This window comes from Pseudomonas triticifolii (assembly GCF_014358015.1).
GTDB classification, from domain to species: domain Bacteria; phylum Pseudomonadota; class Gammaproteobacteria; order Pseudomonadales; family Pseudomonadaceae; genus Aquipseudomonas; species Aquipseudomonas triticifolii.
Map to the genome: position 1 here is coordinate 85833 of NZ_JACONV010000013.1, position 21223 is coordinate 107055.

The 21223-nt window shown below is 59.5% G+C and carries 23 protein-coding genes; 9 read left to right on the forward strand and 14 right to left on the reverse strand.

Annotation, left to right across the window (positions count from 1 at the left end; all coding sequences use genetic code 11):
- The first annotated feature begins 190 nt into the window (after positions 1–190).
- Positions 191–1345, forward strand: a complete 1155-nt coding sequence (locus H8S56_RS16950) for a cysteine desulfurase family protein (RefSeq protein ID WP_187519268.1) — start codon at positions 191–193, stop codon at positions 1343–1345.
- A gap of 155 nt (positions 1346–1500) precedes the next feature.
- On the opposite strand, the gene H8S56_RS16955 is transcribed toward H8S56_RS16950, so the two are convergent.
- The 4 genes from H8S56_RS16955 to gabT form a co-directional block, all read right to left on the reverse strand.
- Positions 1501–1755 carry a hypothetical protein gene (locus H8S56_RS16955; protein ID WP_024688114.1) on the reverse strand — a complete coding sequence of 85 codons (255 nt, stop codon included), beginning with the start codon at positions 1753–1755 and terminating at the stop codon, positions 1501–1503.
- Between the two features lie 332 nt (positions 1756–2087).
- The gene (locus H8S56_RS16960; RefSeq protein ID WP_002555947.1) at positions 2088–2576 is read right to left on the reverse strand and encodes an Lrp/AsnC family transcriptional regulator; all 489 of its coding nucleotides are present in this window, start codon (positions 2574–2576) and stop codon (positions 2088–2090) included.
- Positions 2577–2624: 48 nt separating this feature from the next.
- Positions 2625–3281, reverse strand: a complete 657-nt coding sequence (locus H8S56_RS16965) for an HAD family hydrolase (protein WP_187519269.1) — start codon at positions 3279–3281, stop codon at positions 2625–2627.
- 80 nt (positions 3282–3361) lie between these two features.
- Positions 3362–4666, reverse strand: a complete 1305-nt coding sequence (gene gabT, locus H8S56_RS16970) for a 4-aminobutyrate--2-oxoglutarate transaminase (RefSeq protein ID WP_187519270.1) — start codon at positions 4664–4666, stop codon at positions 3362–3364.
- 281 nt (positions 4667–4947) lie between these two features.
- On the opposite strand from gabT, the gene H8S56_RS16975 reads away from it, so the two are divergent.
- Together H8S56_RS16975 and H8S56_RS16980 are read left to right on the forward strand one after the other, a co-directional pair.
- Positions 4948–5877: a 2-hydroxyacid dehydrogenase gene (locus tag H8S56_RS16975; RefSeq protein ID WP_187519271.1), complete on the forward strand. Its 930-nt coding sequence runs from the start codon at positions 4948–4950 to the stop codon at positions 5875–5877.
- A 77-nt stretch (positions 5878–5954) separates the two neighbouring features.
- Positions 5955–6605, forward strand: coding sequence for a TetR/AcrR family transcriptional regulator (locus tag H8S56_RS16980; protein WP_024688102.1), 651 nt, complete (start codon positions 5955–5957; stop codon positions 6603–6605).
- 116 nt (positions 6606–6721) lie between these two features.
- Here H8S56_RS16980 and H8S56_RS16985 read toward each other — a convergent pair whose 3' ends face one another.
- The 6 genes from H8S56_RS16985 to H8S56_RS17010 all read right to left on the reverse strand — a co-directional run bounded on the left by H8S56_RS16985 (position 6722) and on the right by H8S56_RS17010 (position 12009).
- Complete coding sequence (locus tag H8S56_RS16985) at positions 6722–6937, reverse strand: TOBE domain-containing protein (protein WP_002555770.1); 216 nt, start codon at positions 6935–6937, stop codon at positions 6722–6724.
- Between the two features lie 27 nt (positions 6938–6964).
- Positions 6965–7777 (reverse strand): aliphatic sulfonates ABC transporter ATP-binding protein, encoded by an 813-nt coding sequence (gene ssuB / locus H8S56_RS16990; protein WP_024693952.1) that lies wholly within the window; start codon positions 7775–7777, stop codon positions 6965–6967.
- The gene (ssuC, locus tag H8S56_RS16995) at positions 7774–8571 is read right to left on the reverse strand and encodes an aliphatic sulfonate ABC transporter permease SsuC (protein WP_024688100.1); all 798 of its coding nucleotides are present in this window, start codon (positions 8569–8571) and stop codon (positions 7774–7776) included. Before ssuC ends, ssuB begins: the two co-directional genes overlap by 4 nt.
- Before the next feature lie 28 nt (positions 8572–8599).
- Complete coding sequence (locus tag H8S56_RS17000; protein ID WP_187519272.1) at positions 8600–9565, reverse strand: sulfonate ABC transporter substrate-binding protein; 966 nt, start codon at positions 9563–9565, stop codon at positions 8600–8602.
- Between the two features lie 274 nt (positions 9566–9839).
- Entirely contained in the window at positions 9840–10478 is a 639-nt protein-coding gene (locus tag H8S56_RS17005) for a peroxiredoxin (protein WP_187519273.1), read from the reverse strand.
- 169 nt (positions 10479–10647) lie between these two features.
- Positions 10648–12009, reverse strand: coding sequence for an OprD family outer membrane porin (locus tag H8S56_RS17010; protein ID WP_024688097.1), 1362 nt, complete (start codon positions 12007–12009; stop codon positions 10648–10650).
- 776 nt (positions 12010–12785) lie between these two features.
- Between H8S56_RS17010 and tauA the strand changes: the two genes are divergently transcribed.
- Genes tauA through tauC form a run of 3 tightly spaced genes read left to right on the forward strand, consistent with a single transcriptional unit; the run spans position 12786 to position 15400 of the window.
- On the forward strand, positions 12786–13763 hold the full coding sequence (gene tauA, locus H8S56_RS17015; protein WP_187519274.1) for a taurine ABC transporter substrate-binding protein: 978 nt from the start codon (positions 12786–12788) through the stop codon (positions 13761–13763).
- A gap of 24 nt (positions 13764–13787) precedes the next feature.
- A complete protein-coding gene (gene tauB / locus H8S56_RS17020; protein ID WP_187519275.1) occupies positions 13788–14573 on the forward strand; it encodes a taurine ABC transporter ATP-binding subunit in 786 nt (261 codons plus the stop codon).
- On the forward strand, positions 14570–15400 hold the full coding sequence (tauC, locus tag H8S56_RS17025; protein ID WP_187519276.1) for a taurine ABC transporter permease TauC: 831 nt from the start codon (positions 14570–14572) through the stop codon (positions 15398–15400). Before tauB ends, tauC begins: the two co-directional genes overlap by 4 nt.
- Positions 15401–15676: 276 nt before the next feature.
- Here tauC and H8S56_RS17030 read toward each other — a convergent pair whose 3' ends face one another.
- Positions 15677–16117: a hypothetical protein gene (locus H8S56_RS17030; RefSeq protein ID WP_187519277.1), complete on the reverse strand. Its 441-nt coding sequence runs from the start codon at positions 16115–16117 to the stop codon at positions 15677–15679.
- Between H8S56_RS17030 and trmL the strand changes: the two genes are divergently transcribed.
- Positions 16116–16571: a tRNA (uridine(34)/cytosine(34)/5-carboxymethylaminomethyluridine(34)-2'-O)-methyltransferase TrmL gene (gene trmL, locus H8S56_RS17035; RefSeq protein WP_024688092.1), complete on the forward strand. Its 456-nt coding sequence runs from the start codon at positions 16116–16118 to the stop codon at positions 16569–16571. The genes H8S56_RS17030 and trmL overlap by 2 nt on opposite strands.
- Positions 16572–16879: 308 nt before the next feature.
- Here trmL and secB read toward each other — a convergent pair whose 3' ends face one another.
- The 3 genes from secB to H8S56_RS17050 are packed head-to-tail and all read right to left on the reverse strand — an operon-like array spanning position 16880 to position 18077.
- A complete protein-coding gene (gene secB, locus H8S56_RS17040; protein WP_024685362.1) occupies positions 16880–17371 on the reverse strand; it encodes a protein-export chaperone SecB in 492 nt (163 codons plus the stop codon).
- Positions 17372–17409: 38 nt separating this feature from the next.
- Positions 17410–17661: a glutaredoxin 3 gene (gene grxC, locus H8S56_RS17045; protein WP_024685361.1), complete on the reverse strand. Its 252-nt coding sequence runs from the start codon at positions 17659–17661 to the stop codon at positions 17410–17412.
- A 2-nt stretch (positions 17662–17663) separates the two neighbouring features.
- Positions 17664–18077, reverse strand: coding sequence for a rhodanese-like domain-containing protein (locus tag H8S56_RS17050; protein ID WP_024685360.1), 414 nt, complete (start codon positions 18075–18077; stop codon positions 17664–17666).
- Between the two features lie 145 nt (positions 18078–18222).
- On the opposite strand from H8S56_RS17050, the gene gpmI reads away from it, so the two are divergent.
- A complete protein-coding gene (gene gpmI / locus H8S56_RS17055; RefSeq protein WP_187519278.1) occupies positions 18223–19755 on the forward strand; it encodes a 2,3-bisphosphoglycerate-independent phosphoglycerate mutase in 1533 nt (510 codons plus the stop codon).
- 153 nt (positions 19756–19908) lie between these two features.
- On the forward strand, positions 19909–21219 hold the full coding sequence (locus tag H8S56_RS17060) for a murein hydrolase activator EnvC family protein (RefSeq protein ID WP_024694613.1): 1311 nt from the start codon (positions 19909–19911) through the stop codon (positions 21217–21219).
- Positions 21220–21223: the final 4 nt, after the last annotated feature.

The following is a 21223-nucleotide window of genomic DNA, read 5'->3' on the forward strand; positions in this document are numbered from 1 at the left end:
TCACGCCGCTTTTGGGATAAAACTACTGACTGCCGATCAGCCTGTAAAACATTAATCGTAAAAACAGGCTATCAGGCGAATAGTTTTTCACTCCTGATCGTTCAATTCGCCCAAATATCAAAAATTTTTCGCGTCGTCGTCGGTAACCTTTTACCCATCAGCCCTGACCCGATCACGAAGCGAATTGACCATGACCACACCTGCTCTGTACCTGGATTACGCCGCCACCACGCCTGTCGATGAGCAGGTCATTGAAGCCATGGTTGCCTGTCTGGGGCGCGAAGGGCATTTCGGCAATCCTGCGTCCAGCGGGCACGGTTATGGTCAGGTGGCGCGTCAGGCGGTCGAGCTGGCGCGGCGGCAGGTGGCGGACGCGGTGGGTGCGCCTGCCGATGCTGTGATCTGGACCTCTGGCGCGACCGAATCCAATAACCTGGCGATCAAAGGCATCGCCCACGACAGCAGCGCGCAGCGTCGGCACATCATCACCAGTGTTCTGGAACACAAGGCCGTGATCGACACCGTGAAAACGCTGGAGCGTCAGGGCTTTCCGGTGACCTGGTTGACGCCGGATGAGCAAGGTCTGATCCAGCCGCACGCCGTGCAGGCCGCGCTGCGTGAAGACACCTTGCTGGTGTCGCTGATGCGGGTGAACAACGAGTTGGGCACGCTGACGGATATCGCGGCTATCGGCGCGCTGGTGCGCGAACATGGGGCGTTGTTTCATGTGGATGCGGCGCAGGCGGTCGGCAAGGTGCCGGTTGATCTGGCGAGTCTGGCGGTCGACCTGATGTCGTTCTCGGCACACAAAGCGTATGGCCCCAAGGGCATCGGCGCGCTGTACATTGGCCCGCGCGCCCATTCGATGTTGCAGGCGCAGATGCATGGCGGTGGTCATGAAGGTGGCTTTCGTTCAGGCACCCTGGCGACGCACCAGATCGTCGGGATGGGCGAAGCGTTTGCGCTGGCGGTTGGCAAGGCTGATGCGGAAAACCGTCGCATTGCGCAGTTGAGCAGTCATCTGCGTGAAGGGCTGCTGGCCCTGCCGGACGTGCAGCTCAACGGGTGTGCGCAGCAACGCATTCCGCACACCCTGAACCTGTGCATCACGCGCGCTGGCTTCACCAGTTCGCAGCTGTCGCATGCGCTGGCGTTGTCCTCGACTTCGGCGTGCAATTCGGCACGCAATGCGCCTTCGCACGTGCTCTTGGCGCTTGGGCTGGCTGCCGACAAAGCGCTGGCCAGCGTGCGGGTCAGTCTGGGGCGTTACACCACGCAGGCGGATATAGAGCGCACCATCGAGGTGTTCAGCAAGGCGCTCAGCGCACCGGCGGCGTTCTGGTAACGCCGGGCTGTCAGTCGGAAAAGAAAACAGCGGGCTGCAGTAGGGTGATCGAATCGTACTGTCAGCCCCAGTGCCTTTTGAACCGCTGTACTTAAGCCATTAAGGACGGGCTCCGCTGGCGGTCAGGTCTCCATGGAAACCGGATGAGTGTCGCCTCAGCCGGGCGACACGCCACCGCCTTCATCCGCCACGATGTCCGGGTCATCCGAATACACCTCAGGCTCATCATCTTCGTACGCCTCGTCCTCTTCGGTGCGCTCCAGCACCTCGTCGCCCTTCTCGGGTCCTGCACCCGGTTTGTTGGCGTTCATGTTCAATACCGGATCGGCTTCACGGTCGTACTGGCCGAGCTGCGGGCTCGCCGGATCTTCCTTGGGCACTTCGTTTGTCAGGATGAAATCGGTTGTCATGTCGGCCACCTCTTTTGTCTTGCCAAAGAAAGTGGACGTACCTGAGCGCCAAGGGTTCGATCCAGGTGACAAACGCAGCGATACGCACCCTTTATCGGCCTCTGTAATCTTCATGATACGAAAAGACCATCGGGTTTCAATTCTGCGAGCAAGCGCCCAGCCGGAATGGTTGATCGATAGCGGCCCATGCGATTAATGGGAGAAATGTCGCGCCTGAGACGCAGCCTTCGCGGGCATACGAAACGCCAGTCGATCCGCATCCCATATTGAGGACGCATCCCTTACTGGAGCTGTGTGTGCTGCGAGGCAGCGCGCGCTGCGTCACGTCCGTTTCAGTGACGCAACAATTTGCGCAGCGGGACGCCGTCTTTCATGACAGGGGATTTGATGACGATGTAGCTGAAGTACTTGGAGATGCCGATGTTCTTGTCCAGCAGTTCCTCGATCACTTCCTGATAGTGCTGGATGCTGCGGGTCATGAAGCGCACCAGATAGTCGTAGCCGCCACTGATCAAATGACACTCCAGCACCTCATCCACATGGCGGATGTTGGCTTCGAATTTGGCGAAATCCTCACGCTTGTGGTCGCTGAGGGAGATTTCCGTGAACACGGTGACCGACTCCGTGATTTTCGCCAGATTAAGGTGCGCCTTGTAGCTGGAGATGTAGCCCGCCGACTCCAGGCGTTTGACACGTTGCAGGCAGGGGCTTGCTGACAGCCCGACGGCATCGGCGAGGCTGACGTTGGTCATGCGCCCGTCTTTCTGGAGTTCTACCAGGATATTGATATCAATCCGATCCAGTTTGACCAAGCCTTCCATCTACCTACCTCGTGTTGTGCCGTTCACAGTGCCTACCTTCTAGCAAAATCAGCGCCGTAAGGACAGCTGATGCTGAGCGACAAGATCCGCCATGCTGCTGATGCAGATGTCCGCCGCGCACGGCTGGCGGTGTTGCGCACGGTCTCTGCGGATCAGGCAAAGACCGCCATCGTCCAGTGCTGTAGCGGGCGGGCGCGACACACGCAGGGTTTCGCCGGGGTCCAGATCCATCTCGGCAAGCCATTGCGGGTCGTCCAGTGGATGAGTGGTCAGCGACAGCAGACTGTCGGGCTCAAGGCCCAGCCGCTCACAGAGCAACCCACGGTCCTGCAGGTCGCGGTCGGCATAGACCAGCAACCGGTAGAACTTGCGCAAATAAAGCATGGCCCCGGGAGCATCCTCGTACAACGTCCAGTTGGGCACTGAGCGAGCGAAGGTCATGCCCTCTTCCCAACTGGTCTTGATGCCCAGCCGCTCGGCCAGGTGGCGGTGTGCAAAACACAACAGCCCACTGAAACCCAACTCGTCGAAGCGCGGATAGAGCGTGCCGATGACCGCGTTGAACCCGGCCATCACAGCGTCCCTGTTGGGTACGCTCGGCGCGTTGCCCAGCAACGGCTGCAAGGCGCTCCACACACCGGAGTCGCGATCCACCAGCACTTCATCACAATCGATCAGCAAGGCGCGGTAATCAATAAGCCCCATGGCAGGCAACGTCTCCTTTCCAACAGTTGAACCTCAGCGCCCGGTCGCGGCCTCTGGCGAAACCACGACCGACCCCCGGCTCAGTTGGATTTCAATACTCGTGCCAGAGCGGCATCAAGAATGGTCAGTGCTTCGTCGATCTGCTGCTCGGTGGTCACCAGGGGTGCCAGAAAGCGCAGCACGTTGCGGTAAACGCCGCACTTGATCACCAGCAGTCCGCCCATGCGGGCCTGATCAATCATCTTCGAATTGAGATCCGCGTCCGGGCTGCGCTCGGCATCATCTTTGACCATCTCCATGGCCAGCATGAAACCGGTGCCGCGCACGTCGCCGATAAAGCTGTAGCGCTCTTTAAGCTTGAGCAGCCCGGCCCGCAGGCGTTGCCCCAGTTGCTCGCCACGGGCCAGCAGATTTTCCTGCTCGTAGGTGTCGATCACCGCCAACGCGGCGGCGCAGGACAGCGCATTACCGCCATAGGTGCCGCCCAGCCCGCCCGGAAGCGGTGCGTCCATGATCTCGGCGCGACCGACCACACCCGACAGCGGCATGCCGCCAGCAAGGCTTTTGGCAACGGTGACCAGGTCAGGCTGGATGCCAGCGTGCTCGAAACCGAACCACTTGCCGGTACGACCGAAGCCGGTCTGGATTTCATCCAGAATCAGCACGATGCCATGCTGCTCGGTCAGGGCGCGCAGCGCTTTGAGGAACTCGACCGGCGCGGTCAGAAAACCACCGTCGCCTTGCACAGGCTCAATGAGGATCGCGGCAACACGGTCAGGCGCAACCTGAGTCGCGAGCAGCTCATGCAGCGCGGCCAGTGCCATTTCGCTGGTGACACCGCGATACGCGTTTGGATACGGGGTATGGAACACCTCGGGTGCCATCGGCCCGAAGTTCTGTTTGTAAGGCTGGCTCATGCCGGTCAGCGTCGTGCCGAGCAAGGTGCGGCCATGAAAGCCGCCACGGAAAGAAATGATCGCCGGACGATTGGTGTGGGCGCGAGCGATCTTCACCGCGTTTTCCACCGCTTCGGCGCCAGAGGTAAAGAACACCGCCTTGTGATCGATGCCGCTCTGCCCGGCCACCAGCAGACTCAGGCGTTTGGCCAGGTCCACGTAAGGCTGGTAGGAAACCACCTGAAAACAGGCATGAGTGACTTTTTCAAGCTGCCCCTGGATGGCCTTGACCACGTTCGGGTGGTTGTGTCCGATGTTCAACACGCCGATGCCGCCCACGAAGTCCAGATAACGCTTGCCGTCGACGTCCCACAACTCGGAACCCTGCGCACGGTCGATGACCAGTGGATGGGCCGTGACAATGCCGCGCGGCACGAATTGATCGCGCTGATGCAGCAGATGAGGTGTTTCGTCGATTTTGCTGTTCATGGTTTTACCTATAGTGAGCCAGGCAACCGGCAGGTGGCTGCGATGCTGTTCAGATTAAGCGTTCAGCGAAACGATCTAAGCCGAACTTGGCCGCCCAGACGTCCATATCCACTGTTTTTAGCCTCGCAAACGGCAGATTCCTTCAAGCCCGCGAAGGCCGGTTAATCTGCCGCAAAACGCTCTTTTTCAGCGCGTAGCGTGCTTGGGAATGGGCCTTTCAACAGATCGTGCTTCGCACTTGCGGCAAGATGGAGCCCCACTCTCAGACTCAGGAAAAGCCCATGCCTGCCTTTCTCTACAAAGCCGATCCTGCACGCGCCGAACGCTGGCGAACACTGTTCGCCGAGCACGCGCCAGACATCGAATGGCGGGAATGGCCACACATCGGTAATCCAGACGACGTTCACTATCTAGGCGCCTGGCTGGCACCGGATGATCTGCAGGCGGTGCTGCCGAATCTGAAGGTGCTGTTTGCCCTGTCGGCGGGTGTCGATCAACTGGACCTGAGCCGCATTCCGGCATCGCTGCCAGTCGCGCGCCTGCTCGATCCGGGCATTGGCCGGGGCATGTGCGAATACGCGACTTTCGCGGTGCTGAGCCTGCATCGCGACATGCTGCGTTATCGGCAACAGCAGGTAGAAGGACGCTGGAAGGCGCATCCACTGACGCCTGCTCACCAACGTCGGGTGGGTGTCATGGGCCTGGGCCTGCAAGCGCAGCAGATTCTGTCGGCGCTGAAACCCTTCGGTTTCGAGCTGTCAGGCTGGGCGCGCAGCGAACATCACGTCGAAAGCGTGACCTGCTACGCAGGCGAAGCGCAACTGCCAGCCTTTCTTGGCCAGTGCGACATTCTGCTGTGCGTACTGCCGTTGACCGGACAAACCGAAGGCATCCTCAATGGCGAGCTGTTCGAGCAATTGCCTCCCGGCGCCGCGCTGATCAACATGGGCCGTGGCGGGCATCTGGTGGAGCAGGATCTGTTGGCAGCGCTGGACAGCGGTCAGCTCAGCGCCGCAGTGCTGGACGTGTTGCAACAGGAACCTGCACCGGCCGATCATCCGTTCTGGGCACATCCCAACATTTTGCTGACGCCACACGTGGCAGCCATGACCCAGCCAGAAAGCGCGTTCCCGGGGCTGCTGGACAACATTCGACGCTTCGAACGCGGCGAAGCCATGAAGGGTCAGGTGGATCGCGGCCAGGGTTACTGAACCGCGATCCGCTTCGCTTGCCGACAGGCGTGAAGGGTTTGTCTTACAATGGCGCTCGTTCAACCGAGAGCCTTGTCATGACCCGTACCGCCGCCCCGCGCAAACCCCGAGCACGCAGCCAGGCCAGGATCGACTCGATTCTGGACGCGGCCCGCACGCTGCTGGCGTCGGAAGGGGTGGCCAGCCTGTCGATTTACAGCGTGGCGGAGCGTGCGGGTATTCCGCCATCCTCGGTCTATCACTTCTTCGCCAGCGTACCGGCGCTGCTTGAAGCCCTGACTGCAGACATCCACGCCGCCTTTCGCGCCTCCCTGCAAGCGCCTATCGAACATGATTCGCTCGACACCTGGCGAGACCTGTCGCGGGTGGTGGAGATGCGCATGCTGGACATCTACAACGCCGACGCCGCAGCGCGTCAGTTGATCCTGGCGCAACACGGCCTGACCGAAATCAACCAGGCGGACCGTCAGCACGACATCGAACTGGGCCACTTGATGCTGGAAGTGTTCAACCGTCACTTCCACCTGCCCGCGCTGCCGGACGACGTGGACGTGTTCGCGCTGGCCATGGAACTGGGCGACCGCGTATACGCCCGCTCGGTGCAACTGCACGGTGAAATCACACCGCGCATGGCGGTGGAAGGGATGCGGGTGTTTGATGCGTATGTCGGTTTGTACTTGCCGCCTTTCCTGGCCAAGAGAAAGCCAGGGATTGAAGAAGCGCTGTAAGCACGCCTTCCCGTGGGGTGTCATTTGGACTGACGTGCCGCCTGAACATCCTTCATGCGTACAGACAAAAAACCCCGAAGGGTCGTCACCGTTCGGGGTCGGGTGTTGAAGTCTGATCACAACTTGGCGATCGAGACCTCGGTGGATTTGACGAAGGCAATCACTTCGCTGCCCACGACCAGTTCCAGTTCCTTGACCGAACGGGTGGTGATCACGGACGTCACGACGCCGGATGCCGTCTGCACGTCGATTTCGGACAACACGTCACCGTGGACGATTTCCTTGATGGTGCCTTTGAACTGGTTACGAACGTTGATGGCTTTGATAGTCATGGCAGGTCTTCCTTTGGGGGATCGGGGTTAAGTGGCCCAGCGCAATTGCGTGGGCAGTGGTGAAGAGGGTTCGGGCTCAGGCGGTGAACCGGGAACGGCCAGCACCTGATTGAGTACCTGGGTTTCAAGTGCAGCGAGGCGATGCGAACCTCGGGCTCTGGGGCGCGGCAGATCGACCTGCAGGTCGAGGCCGATGCGCCCTTCTTCGATCAGAATCACGCGGTCGGCAATGGCAACGGCTTCGCTGACATCGTGAGTCACCAGCAGCACCGTGAAGCCATGCTGGTGCCACAGCTTTTCGATCAGTTGCTGCATTTCGATACGCGTCAGCGCGTCCAGCGCGCCGAGGGGTTCGTCGAGCAACAGCAGGCGCGGCTTGTGAATCAAGGCCCGAGCCAATGCGACACGCTGCTTCTGACCGCCCGACAAGGCTGCCGGCCATTCATCGGCGCGCTCGGCCAGACCGACCGCCTCAAGGGCTTCGAGAGCCTGCCCGCGCCAGTCGCCGCTCAGGCCGAGCCCGACGTTGTCGATGATCTTTTTCCACGGCAGCAGGCGGGCTTCCTGAAACATCAGACGCGTGTCTTCGCGGGCATCGCCAAGGGGTGCAGAACCGGCCAGCAACTCGCCCTGGGTCGGGCTGTCGAGCCCGGCCAGCAAACGCAGCAAGGTACTTTTGCCGCAGCCGCTACGCCCCACGACCGCCACGAATTGCCCGGCCGGAATGTGCAGGTCAATGTCCTTGAGCACTTCGCGTGAGCCAAACGCCTTTTTCAGGTTCTGGATCGCCAGCGGAATGCCCCGCAGCAGGTGCGCCGGTTGTTGTTTCAGATTGCTCATGCGGCACCGCCTTTGCTGACTTGATAGGCCGGGTGCCAGCGCAGGCAGACCCGTTCCAGACCTCGTGCTGCGAGGTCGGCCAGTTTGCCGAGCACGGCGTACAGGACGATCGCCAGCACCACGACGTCGGTTTGCAGAAACTCACGGGCGTTCATCGCCAGATAACCGATGCCGGAGCTGGCCGAGATGGTTTCGGCCACGATCAACGTCAACCACATAAAGCCGAGTGCGAAGCGTACGCCGACCAGAATCGAGGGCATCGCACCGGGAAGAATCACATGGCGAAACAGGCTGAAGCCGGACAGCCCGTAGCTGCGCGACATTTCCACCAGCGCCGGGTCAATGTTGCGGATGCCGTGGTATGTGTTCAGGTAGATCGGGAACAGGGTGCCCAGCGCCACCAGAAAGATCTTCGCGGTTTCATCGATGCCGAACCACAGAATCACCAAGGGAATGAGCGCAAGGTGCGGCACGTTGCGAATCATCTGCACCGAACTGTCCAGCAGGCGCTCGCCCCACTTGCTCAAGCCGGTGATGAAACCCAGCGCCAGACCGATGCCACCGCCGATGGCAAAGCCGATACCGGCGCGCCAGCCACTGATCGCCAGGTGGGTCCAGATCTCGCCACTGGCAATCAGCTGGACGCCCGCCTCGATGACCGCGCTCGGCGCCGGAAGAATGCGGGTCGACAGCCAGCCTGCGCTGACCGACAACTGCCACACCGCCAGCAGCAGGACAGGCAAGGCCCAGGGTGCCAGCCGATGAGTGATGCGTTGCGAAGCACTGAGGCTCATGGAGTGGTCTCCTCAAAGGGCCTGTCGATCACTGTGCTTGAGCAACAGCAACAGGTGGCGTCCAGACCACGTCAGCAATGCTGAGCGGCTTGGGGATCAATTTGAGCTGGTAGAAGGTGTCGGCGATCTTCTGTTGAGCCGCCACCACCGGCGGGGTGATGAACAGCGCGCCGTAGCCCTGACGCTTGACCGAGGTCAGCGTGATGTCGGCTGGCAGACCCAGCAAAGGCGCGACCTGTTTAGTGACTTCCTCAGGGTTGGCCTTGGACCATTCACCCACCGCGCGCACCTCTTCGATCAGTGCCTGAATCACTTTCGGGTTTTTCTGCGCGTAGGGCTTGGTCGCCAGGTAGAACTGGTGGTTGTCGACAATGCCGGAACCGTCTTTGAGCGTGCGCGCCTGCAGTTGTTTCTCGGCGGCGGCCTGGTACGGGTCCCAGATGACCCACGCATCGACACTGCCACGCTCGAAGGCGGCACGCGCATCGGCGGGCGGCAGGAACACGGTCTGGATATCGGAGTACTTCAGGCCCGCATCTTCCAGGGCGCGCAACAGCAGGTAATGCACGTTGGAACCTTTGTTGAGCACGACCTTCTTGCCTTTGAGGTCCTTGACCGAGGTGATTGCAGAATCCTTGGGCACCAGAATCGCTTCACTGGTCGGCGCTGGCGGCTCGTAAGCGACGTAGAGCAGATCGGCACCGGCAGCCTGTGCAAAGACTGGAGGCGTTTCGCCGGTGACACCAAAATCGATTGAGCCAACGTTCAGGCCTTCGAGCAACTGCGGGCCACCGGGAAACTCAGTCCACTGCACCTTGACGCCCTGCTCGGCCAGACGCTTCTCCAGCGAGCCCTTGGCCTTGAGCAGCACCAGCGTGCCGTACTTCTGATAACCGATACGCAGGTCCTCGGCCTGAGCCTGGCTCAAGGCACCAAGGGTGACTGCAGCGGCCAACAGAGCGGCCAGACCTCGACGCAAATTAACAGTGCGCATGGCGCGCTCCTTTGGTGAATATCGACATGGCGTGGATCGCCGGTATGGAGTGACAGTAACAGTGATTTTTTATATCTATAAATCTCATTTATTCATTTGGTTATTCCATAAATGAATATAACAAGATGCTAAAAGGCCGTATCTGTGCCGACCTCTCGCAACGCGCACAACCGCGGGAGGCGGCTTGCCGGGGATAGCGTCGGTTCAGGCGCGAACACCCATAAAAAAGGGCCGATAAATCGGCCCGAATAACCCCACGCTTGGTAATCAGGAATTAACGATTGGGCTGAGGCGTCAGGCGCAGGTAAGGCGTGACGGCTTTATAGCCCTTGGGAAAGCGCTGCTTGATCTCTTCTTCGTCCTTGATCGACGGCACGATGACCACATCATCGCCGTCCACCCAGTTGGCGGGCGTGGCGACTTTGTAGTTATCGGTCAATTGCAGGGAATCAATGACCCGCAGAATTTCATGAAAGTTACGCCCCGTGCTGGCGGGATAAGTGATGGTCAGGCGGACTTTCTTGTTCGGATCGATCACGAACAGCGAGCGCACGGTCAGCGTGTCGTTGGCATTGGGATGGATCAGGTCGTACAGATCGGACACCTTGCGGTCCGCGTCAGCCAGGATCGGAAAATTGACCTGGGTGTTCTGCGTGGTGTTGATGTCGACGATCCATTTTTTGTGCGAATCGACCGGGTCCACCGACAGCGCAATGGCCTTGACGCCGCGCCTGGCGAACTCGTCTTTCAATTTGGCGGTGAAACCCAATTCGGTGGTGCAGACCGGCGTGAAGTCCGCGGGGTGGGAAAACAGAACACCCCAGCTGTCACCCAACCATTCATGGAAGCGTATAAGGCCTTCACTGGATTCTTGCTCGAAGTCGGGGGCGATATCGCCAAGTCGCAGCGTCATGGTGCAGCTCCTGTCTTGTTCGATTGAGTCTTTCAGTCAAGACCACTGTGCCTGCCTGTGAAGTAATTTAAAAAGAATAGATATCACTGTGAATAGACCGATAAGGAATATCAAAAAACAGGCAAAAGAAACCCCGCACGAGGCGGGGTTTCTTTGACGTTCAGTACACTTACATGAAGTTGTAGGTGTAGTTGAAGATCACACGAGCCTGATCGGCGTTAGTCGAGTTGTTCAGGCCGTCTTCAGCACGGTAGGTGCCGTAACGAACGGTGGTGCCGAAACCTTTCAACGGACCGCTCTGCAGCACGTAGTCTACGCGCATGTCGCGTTCCCACTCGGAGTACTCTTTACCGAAGGCAGTCGTACCACGAGCACCTTTGATGTCATCACCGTGCAGGTAAGCGATTGCAGCCTTCAGGCCTGGAACGCCCAGCTTGGCGAAGTCATACGAGTACTGACCGAAGGTGGTGTTTTCACCGGCACGGTTAAAGCCGTTGATCATCGAGTCAGTGAACGAGTAGAAGCTTGCGCCGCCGTTGCCTTCAGGACGACCGCGGCCGTCAACAACGTTGCCCTGGTTCAGGAACACCAGGCCGCCGTCGTCGCCGATCTGCTGGTGACCCACCAGGAATGCGTGACCGCCCAAGGTGTAGGTGAACATGGCAGACCAGGTCTGGTTGTCAACTTCACCAGTGGTTTTTGCGTAACCGCTGTTGTTGTTGAAGCCGTAGCCAGCGGTGTTGCTGCTGTTCTTGCCGTCAGAGCTGCTGTTGAAGTAACGCAGGTCAGTCTTGAACGTCTGGTTGTCAGCGATCGGGTAAACGTGAACCAGGCCCAGGAAGTGCTGCTTGTAGAAGTCTTCCAGGTTCGCGAAGTAGTACTGCAGGGTCAGGTCTTTGGTGACTTTCCAGTCAGCACCGGCGAAACGGAAGTGGTCGCTGCCCTGGGTAGCGCCTGCAACGGACAGGTCAGACCAGTTGCTCGACGCACGGCCGCTGGACTTGTTCAGTTGACCGCCAGTGATGGTGAAGTTGTCCAGGTCCTTGGACGTAACGATGCCACCTTCGAACGCCTGAGGCAGCAAACGACCGTCGTTGCTGACCAGGATCGGCAGGTTTGGAGCCAGAGCGTTACCGACTTTCAGCTCGGTTTTCGAGAAGCGCACCTTGGCGTTGGCGCCAGCACGGCTCCAGTCGCTGACCGAAGAACCGTCAGTGTCGGTAGGCACAACAGTGTTAGCCGTGTTGGCGTTGTGGTGATCAATGCCGCCACCCAGATGCAGGCCCATGACAGCTTGCAGATCGAGGCCGAAACCAACGGTGCCTTGCGTGTAGCCAGACAGGTAGTCGAACTTCAGGCCAGTCGCGGTTTCGCGCTGGTCGGAGGCACGAACGCCTTCGCGCAGGTCGTTGTTGAAATACAGGGTACGAGAACTGATGGACGCTTTGCTGTCTTCAAGGAAACCAGCTGCACCGGCCTGCTGAGCCAATACACCAACGGTTACGGCCAGGGCCAGGGTGGACTTCTTCATTGCTACGCTCCTCGTGAATCTAATTTTTTATGTCCAGAATGCCGGGCTTTGCCCTGACTTCCGGATTCGCGATAGGCGACAGTCCCGACCCTGAGGTCAATGGTTTCTGAACGCCACGACTGCTTGACTAGACCGCGTATGTCAGTGCAGCAAGGTAGTGAAAACACCTCAAGCCCAAAAGGAATCATTTATCTGATCCTAAGAACCTTTCGATATATGTCACAACTCGTGTCACAAAGACGTCACGGAGTGTATCGACCTAATTCGCTAATTCCCAAAAAATATTTTGCAACCGTTCGTCAGATCGTTAGGTTTTGAGCCATCACTTAGCCACATACCGACCGGCCAGTCATATCCCACGAGCACAAAACCTGAAGAGCCTGTGCTCAAACCCCTTATAAAACGGGTACTTCGCGGAGAATAAGCACCTAATGTTACAGTTGTCACCACGTTGACGTTTCCGATGGAAACACCGGAGAAGAAATAAAAATAATCGGTTTTTGAGGTCCAACGCGCTCAGTTTTACCCCTCGCAACACCGCTTGAACGGTTAAGACGGTGAACCAAATCGACTTTTACCTGTCATGCCGACCTTCGCGTGAGCCGATTGGCCGATGCGAAACCGATTCAGGTGTGCCTCACACCGCCTCAACCCCCGCCAGAAAGAAGCGAAACCCTTCATAAGCTAATGCTTAAATGTTATTTATTTAGCTTTTCTTAGATCATTTAGCCTCCGCTTTCAGCCAATGTTCGGCCCGCCTGATTCGGAGCATCGCCATGAAACTGCACTTCTCCTTGCGCCTGTTGACGGCGCTTTCACTGACCGGTGCAGCCTTCATCGCCCAGGCGGCCGACTTCACCGTGGCCTATCAGACCACCGTGGATCCGGCCAAAGTGGCTCAGTCCGATAACGCTTACGAAAAGGCCACCGACTCGAAAATCGCCTGGCGCAAGTTCGAGAACGGTGCTGACGTGATCACCGCAATTGCCTCCGGCGATGTTCAGATCGGCTACCTGGGCTCAAGCCCGTTTACTGCGGCGGCAACACGCAAGCTGCCGGTGGAAACATTCCTGATCGCCACCCAGATTGGCGCGGCAGAAGCACTGGTGGCGCGCAACGGCTCGGGGATCAATTCTGCGCAGGACCTGATTGGCAAGAAGATCGCCGTGCCGTTCGTGTCCACCGGGCACTACAGCCTGTTGGCCGCGCTCAAGCACTGGAATATCGATCCAGCCAGGGTGACGATCCTGAACCTTGCCCCACCAGCCATTGCTGCGGCATGGAAACGCGGCGACATTGATGCGACCTATGTGTGGGACCCGGCACTGGGCGTCGCCAAGGAAACCGGCAAAGTGCTTATAACGTCCGGCGAACTGGCCAGGGTCGGCGCACCCACGTTCGACGCCTGGATCGTGCGCAAGGACTTCGCCACCAAGCACCCGGAAGTGGTCAGTGCCTTCGCCAAAGTCACCCTCGACGCCTACGCACAGTATCGTCAGGACCCAAATGCCTGGATCGCCAATGCCGCCAACATCGACAAGCTGACCCGCCTCTCCGGCGCGAAGGCGGCGGACATTCCCGGCCTGCTGCAGGGCAATGTCTACCCGCTGGCTGCCGAGCAGGCCGCGCTGCTCGGTGCGCCCACCATTGAAGCCGTGACCAAGACTGCCGCTTTCCTGAAAGAACAAGGCAAGGTCGACGCCGTGCTGCCCGACTACTCGCCTTACGTGACGGCAACATTCATCCCCCGCTGATCAGCCCTGAAGGAGCCAAAGGCCATGGCCTTACTGCAACTCAAGCGCGTCGGCGCACAGTACCCCGGCGCAGCGCAGCCCGTACTGACGGACATCAACCTGAGCCTTGGCCCGGACCAGTTGCTGGTGGCCCTCGGCCCTTCGGGCAGCGGCAAGACCTCACTGCTGAACCTGATCGCAGGCTTCATTAAGCCCGACACCGGACGCATCACGCTGGACGGCGTACCGGTTGAAGGGCCAGGCGCCGAACGTGGCGTGGTGTTTCAGGATGATGCCTTGCTACCCTGGCAGAACGTGCTGGCCAACGTCGCGTTCGGCCTGGAACTGGCAGGCGTCGGCAGGAGCGAGCGGGAAGCGAAGGCGCGGGACATGCTCGCGCTGGTGGACCTGAGCGGCTTTGAACAGCGGCGCATCTGGCAGCTATCCGGCGGGCAGCGGCAGCGTGTCGGGCTGGCACGAGCACTGGCAGCCGACCCTCGGGTGTTGCTGATGGACGAGCCCTTCGGCGCACTGGACGCCTTCACGCGTGAAAGCATGCAGGAACTGCTGCTGCAGGTGTGGCGACGTACCGCCAAGCCGGTGTTCCTGATTACCCACGATATAGAAGAGGCGGTTTTTCTTGCCACGGACCTGATCCTGCTCGCGCCCGATCCCGGACGCATCGCCGAACACCTGCGCCTGGACTTCGGCCAACGCTACAGCGCTGGCGAACCGGCCCGGGCAATCAAGTCCGATCCACGATTCGTCGAAACCCGCGAGCACGTGCTGGCCAGCGTCTTTTCGCAACGCGCGCGGGAGCAACACGCATGAACAGCTATGAACTGAGCAACCCCGTCAATTCCGGGATACCGGTACGCAAACAGCGCCTGTTCCTGAGCACGCGCGCCATCAGCGTCGCGACCACGCTAGTACTGTTGACACTATGGTGGGCCGTAACCGCCGCCGAATGGATCGAGCCCCTGTTCCTGCCGCCGCCTTCGGATGTGCTGGAGAAAGCCTGGCTGCTGCTGACCCAGGGCTACATGGACTCCACGCTCTGGCAGCATCTGGGGGCCAGCCTGCAACGTATCGGGCTGGGCCTGGGCGCAGCGATATTGACCGCCATTCCGGTAGGGATCGCTATCGGCCACAACCGTGTCGCGCAGGGCATTCTGGATCCGCTGATCGAGTTCTACCGCCCTATTCCGCCTCTGGCCTACCTGCCGCTGATCGTGATCTGGTTCGGCATCGGCGAGTTTTCCAAGGTGCTGCTGATCTATCTGGCGATCTTCGCGCCCATCGCCATTGCCACGGCAACCGGCGTACGAACAGTCGATCCGGCCAAAGTATGCGCTGCGCAGTCATTGGGTGCCACGCGATGGCAGTTGATTCGCCACGTCATCCTGCCCAGCGCACTGCCGGACATCCTGACCGGCGTGCGCATCGGGCTCGGCGTGGGCTGGTCGACACTGGTCGCTGCCGAACTCATCGCCGCCACCAGCGGGCTGGGCTTCATGGTGCAGTCGGCGGCGCAGTTTCTGGTCACGGACGTCGTGGTGCTGGGGATTCTGGTGATCGCGATCATCGCCTTCGCCATGGAGCTGAGCCTGCGGGCGCTGCAACGCAGACTGATGCCCTGGCACGGTCAGCATCATTGAGTCTGCTGACTCAGGACACAAATTGCATCAGCTTGGTGTGATGCACCGTTGTGATGCGCAAATTGGGTGCACAAAGCGGGGCAAACGGGCCGCCGTGTAAATAGCTGAAAGGGACAGCGCCAAGGTATCAACCTGTCGAAGCCCGCCATGGCGGGCTTTGCGGCGCGGAGAAGAGGTTTTATCGCTTTTTTCTCAAAACTGGCACGCTGCCTGCAATAGGTATTACATCACCAGTTTTGGGGACCTTGGTACAGGCAGGCCGGGGAATCCCCTCTTTTATTCCTCCCGGAGACTGACCTCCAGTCTCCAGCGCCCGTCCACCTTCTCAGTGCGCCAGTCGCCGTGAAGTGGACGGGCCGCCAGGAGCGTCAGCACCATCCCCTTCTCCCCTCGCTCCAGCTTCCAGCGTGTAACCCTGTTGTCGAACCGCAATTGGCCATTCCACGGCCGCCCGGACGCATCGAGCCTGACCACCATGGCACCATCGACCGTACTGGCTTCGTACCTGGGTTGCTCGTCGAACCACAGCGCAAGCCCCGTCGGCAACTCTTCGATCTGTTCCAGTTCGACCGGCACAGGCTGCTGCAAACGGCCGATGATCGTGCCGATGGTGAAGCCGACAATGGCCATCGAACCAAGAACACGCGGCCAGAGCTTCGGTCTGGGGTCCTCTTCAGGGGTAGAATGCATCCCGTCCTTTCGTTCGGAGCCGTGCATGTTTCACGTCATCCTTTTTCAACCAGAAATTCCGCCGAATACCGGCAATGTCATCAGGCTGTGCGCCAACAGCGGCTGCACCCTGCATTTGATCGAACCCTTGGGTTTCGAGCTGGACGATAAACGCCTGCGCCGGGCGGGTCTCGACTATCACGAGTATGCCACGCTGCAGACCCACGCCGACCTGGCCAGTTGTCTGGAGAAGATCGGCCACCCGCGGCTGTTTGCCTTTACCACCAAGGGCTCGCGCCCGTTTCATGATGTCAGCTTCGAGCCGGGCGATGCCTTTCTGTTCGGCCCGGAAAGCCGGGGCCTGCCTGCCGAGATTCTCGACGCGTTGAGCGGCGATCATCGCCTGCGCCTGCCCATGCGTGAAGGCTGCCGCAGCCTGAACCTGTCCAACACCGTCGCCGTGGCCGTCTATGAGGCATGGCGTCAGCACGGGTTCGCGTAACGCCGTGAGCGGACGTGGGCTGCATTCCCACTCCGCTCCGCGTTGGCACTTCGTCCATGGCGCTCCGCTGTCTCGCTGCAAACACAGGACCGTGGGAGTGGACTTGTCCACGAAAGGGCCAGTACATCCGGTAGAGATGTCGCGCCTGACACACTGCCTTCGCGGACAAGTCCGCTCCCACGGAGTGTTGAACTTATATACATTTTTGTGGAACGCGACTTGCTGCGAGACAGCGGTGTGTCAGCACAGAGGTATATCGCTCCACAAAAAAGCGCCCCGAAAGGCGCTTTTTCATTCAACCGTTACGCTTACTGAACAGTCGGCGTTTCGCCGGCTTCCTGCATGCGTTGCAGTTCCTGTGCGTACAGCGCGTCGAAGTTCACCGGGGCCAGCATCAGCGCCGGGAACGAGCCGCGGACAACCAGGTTGTCGATGGCTTCGCGAGCGTAAGGGAACAGGATGTTCGGGCAGAACGCGCCCAGGGTGTGGCTCATCGAAGCGTCGTCCAGGCCCTTGATCAGGAAGATACCGGCCTGCTGCACTTCAACGATGAAAGCGACTTCTTCGCCGTTGTTAACGGTCACGGAGAGGGTCAGCACCACTTCGTAGAAATCGCCTTCCAGCGGCTTCTGACGGGTGTTGAGGTCCAGGCTGACGGTCGGTGTCCACTCCTGGCGGAAGATCGCCGGGCTTTTCGGTGCTTCGAAAGACAGGTCGCGAACATAGATACGCTGCAGGGAGAATTGCGGAGCGTTTTCTTCTTCGTTGGCCACGGCGCCGTTGTTCGGTTGATCGGTCATTTCGGATCCTTCTCAAATGGGGCGGTTAAGTTGGGGATTCAGCCGAGCAGTGCATCGAGCTTGCCGGCGCGTTCAAGAGCGAACAGATCGTCACAGCCGCCGACATGGGTCGAGCCGATCCAGATCTGGGGTACCGACGTGCGACCGGCCTTCTTGGTCATTTCGGCACGAATCTGCGGCTTGCCATCGACCTTGATTTCCTCGAAGGCCACACGCTTGCTTTGCAACAACTGCTTGGCACGTATGCAGTACGGGCAGTAGTCGCTGGAATAGACGATGACTTGGGCCATATTCACTTCACCAGTGGGAGGTTGTCGCCGCGCCAGCTGGAGATGCCGCCGGACAGCTTGGCCGCCTTGAAGCCAGTCTTGAGCAGCTCGCGGGCGGTACTGCCAGCATGCTGCCCCATGGCGTCGACGATGATCAACGTCTTGTCCTTGTATTTTTGCAGTTCTGCGGTGCGAGTCAGCACTTTGTCCTGCGGAAAGTTCAGGGAGCCGACGATGTGGCCGTTGGCGAAATCCTTCTTGGAGCGCACGTCGATAACCACGCCCTGGTCGCTGTTGACCAGTGCGGTCAGCTCGCGTGTGCTCAGGCTCGCGCCGCCTTTGCTCAGTTCGTAAGCAATCAGCAGTCCCAGCAAAATGACGAAGGCACCGGTGATCAAATAGTGGTTAGTAGCGAATTCAAGCAGATGAGCAACCATCGGTAGGTTCCAGGGCGTTAAAATGTCGGCCAGTATACACAGCACCCAAGGTCGGCCAAAGTCCGTACGGCAGTGACGCCGTTTGAACTTGTCCTTAAAATGCCGATCCCTTGTTCTTTACTTCAACCAGCCTCGAGTGGGTTCTATGACTGCCACCCCAAAACCTCTGGTCCTTATCATCCTGGACGGCTTCGGACACAGCGAACACCGTGAAGGCAACGCTATTATGGCCGCGAAGATGCCAGTCATGGATCGCCTCTACGCGACCATGCCCAACGGCCTGATTTCGGGCTCTGGCATGGATGTCGGTCTGCCGGACGGGCAGATGGGCAACTCTGAAGTCGGCCACATGAACCTGGGTGCCGGGCGCGTGGTGTATCAGGACTTCACTCGAGTGACCAAGGCGATTCGCGACGGCGAGTTCTTCGAGAACCCGACCATCTGCGCAGCCGTGGACAAAGCCGTGGCCGCCGGCAAGGCTGTGCACATCATGGGCCTGCTGTCCGATGGCGGCGTTCACAGCCATCAGGACCATCTGGTTGCCATGGCCGAACTGGCCGTCAAGCGCGGCGCCGAAAAGATCTACCTGCACGCCTTCCTCGACGGTCGCGACACGCCACCTCGTAGCGCGAAGACGTCCCTTGAGCTCATGGACGCAACCTTCGCCCGTCTGGGCAAGGGCCGCACGGCCACAATCATCGGCCGTTATTTCGCCATGGACCGTGACAACCGTTGGGATCGCGTCTCCAGTGCTTATAACCTGATCGTCGACAGCGCCGCCGAATTCCACGCTGACAGTGGCGTGGCCGGGCTTGAAGCCGCCTACGCTCGCGACGAGAACGACGAATTCGTCAAAGCCACCCGCATTGGTGAGCCTGCAAAAGTCGAAGACGGCGATGCCGTGGTGTTCATGAACTTCCGCGCCGACCGTGCCCGCGAGCTCACCCGCGTATTTGTCGAGGATGATTTCAAGGACTTCGAGCGCGCCCGTCAGCCGAAGGTCAGCTACGTGATGCTGACCCAGTACGCTGCCAGCATCCCTGCGCCATCCGCGTTTGCGGCAGGCAGCCTGAAGAATGTGTTGGGCCAGTACCTGGCCGACAACGGTAAGACGCAACTGCGCATTGCCGAGACCGAGAAGTACGCCCACGTGACGTTCTTCTTCTCCGGCGGTCGCGAAGAACCGTTCCCGGGCGAAGAGCGCATCCTGATTCCTTCGCCGAAAGTCGCCACCTACGACCTGCAGCCGGAAATGAGCGCGCCGGAAGTGACCGACAAGATCGTCGACGCCATCGAGCATCAGCGCTATGACGTGATCGTCGTCAACTACGCTAACGGCGACATGGTCGGCCACAGCGGCATCATGGAAGCCGCCATCAAGGCCGTGGAGTGCCTGGATGTCTGCGTCGGCCGGATCACCGAGGCGCTGGAAAAAGTCGGCGGCGAAGCGTTGATTACCGCTGACCACGGCAACGTCGAGCAGATGACAGATGACCACACCGGTCAGGCGCACACCGCGCACACGTCCGAACCTGTACCGTTCGTGTATGTCGGCAAACGCCAGCTGAAAGTACGCGAAGGCGGTGTACTGGCCGACGTCGCGCCGACCATGCTGCACCTGCTGGGCATGGAGAAACCGCAAGAGATGACCGGCCACTCGATCCTGGTGAACGAGTAATCCGCTGAAAGCCGGCACTTAGCCATCAGGCGGTGCCGGTTTTTTGTGTTACAGGCCCCAAAGCAGTACGTGCGGGGCGTTTTTTTTGTACCCCATGCCGGGCATACTAGGCCTGACATTTTTTCTCACAATTCCTCGGTATCGCCCACCCTCATGCTTCGCGCCTTGATCGCCCTTGTTCTGATCTGCCTGCTCAATCCGGCATTCGCCGAAGATGAGCGTGTGCAAACCCAAAAACAGATAGATGCTGCGCGTCAGGATGTGGCGGAACTGCAGAAAGTCCTGAACAAGCTTCAGGAAGAACGCACAGGCGTCCAGAAGGACCTGCGCACCACTGAAACGGAAATGGGCAAGCTGGAAAAGCAGGTCGAGGTCCTGCAAAAGGAACTAAAAAAGACCGAAGCCGAGCTGACAAAGCTCGACAGTGAGAAAAAAAAACTGAATAGCGCCAAGGTCGAGCAACAACGTCTGATCGCGATTCAGGCCCGCGCCGCCTACCAGAGTGGCCGCCAGGAATACCTCAAGCTGTTGCTCAACCAGCAGCACCCCGAAAAATTCGCCCGCACCCTTACGTATTACGATTACCTGAGCCAGGCGCGCCTGGAACAGTTGCGCAACTTCAATGAAACACTGCGTCAACTGGCCAATGTCGGTAAAGACATCGACCTGCAACAGGCGCAATTGCTGGTTCAGAAGAGCAACCTGGACAGCCAGACCGAAGAATTGGCCAAGGTTCGCCAGGAACGTCAGCAGGCGTTGGCTAAGCTCAATCAGGACTACAAGGCCCGCGACCAGAAGTTGCAGGCCCGTCAGCAGGACCAGGCCGATCTGGCCAAGGTGCTCAAGACCATCGAAGAGACGTTGGCCCGACAGGCCCGCGAAGCCGAAGAAGCACGCCAGAAGGCGCTCTTGGCAGCCAAGGAAGCAGAAGAGAAACGCCAGCGTGAAGCCGAGGCCGTGGCACGCAACAGTAGCAAGAGCGACGATGAACCCGCTCCGCGCCGTCCGGTCAAAAGCCCCGGCGCGCTGGTTTCCAGTGCCGGCGTTTCGTATGGCGGACCTTTTGCAGAGGCCAAGGGAAAACTTCCATGGCCAATCGATGGTCGACTGCTTGCACGTTTCGGTGAAGCGCGCGGTGATGACGAGCGGACCAAATGGGACGGCGTCATGATCAGCGCTGCGGCCGGAAGCCAGGTACATGCGGTGCACGGCGGTCGGGTGGTGTTTGCCGACTGGTTGCGCGGCGCGGGTCTTCTGGTCATTCTCGACCACGGTAATGGCTATTTGACCCTGTACGGACACAATCAAAGCCTGCTCAAGTCGGCAGGCGACATCGTAAAAGCCGGTGAAGCGATTTCCACCGTAGGCAACAGCGGCGGTCAGGACACATCAGCGTTGTACTTTGCTATTCGTCAGCAGGGTCGCCCCAGCGATCCAGCCCAATGGTGCCGCACTCAAGGATAAGTCG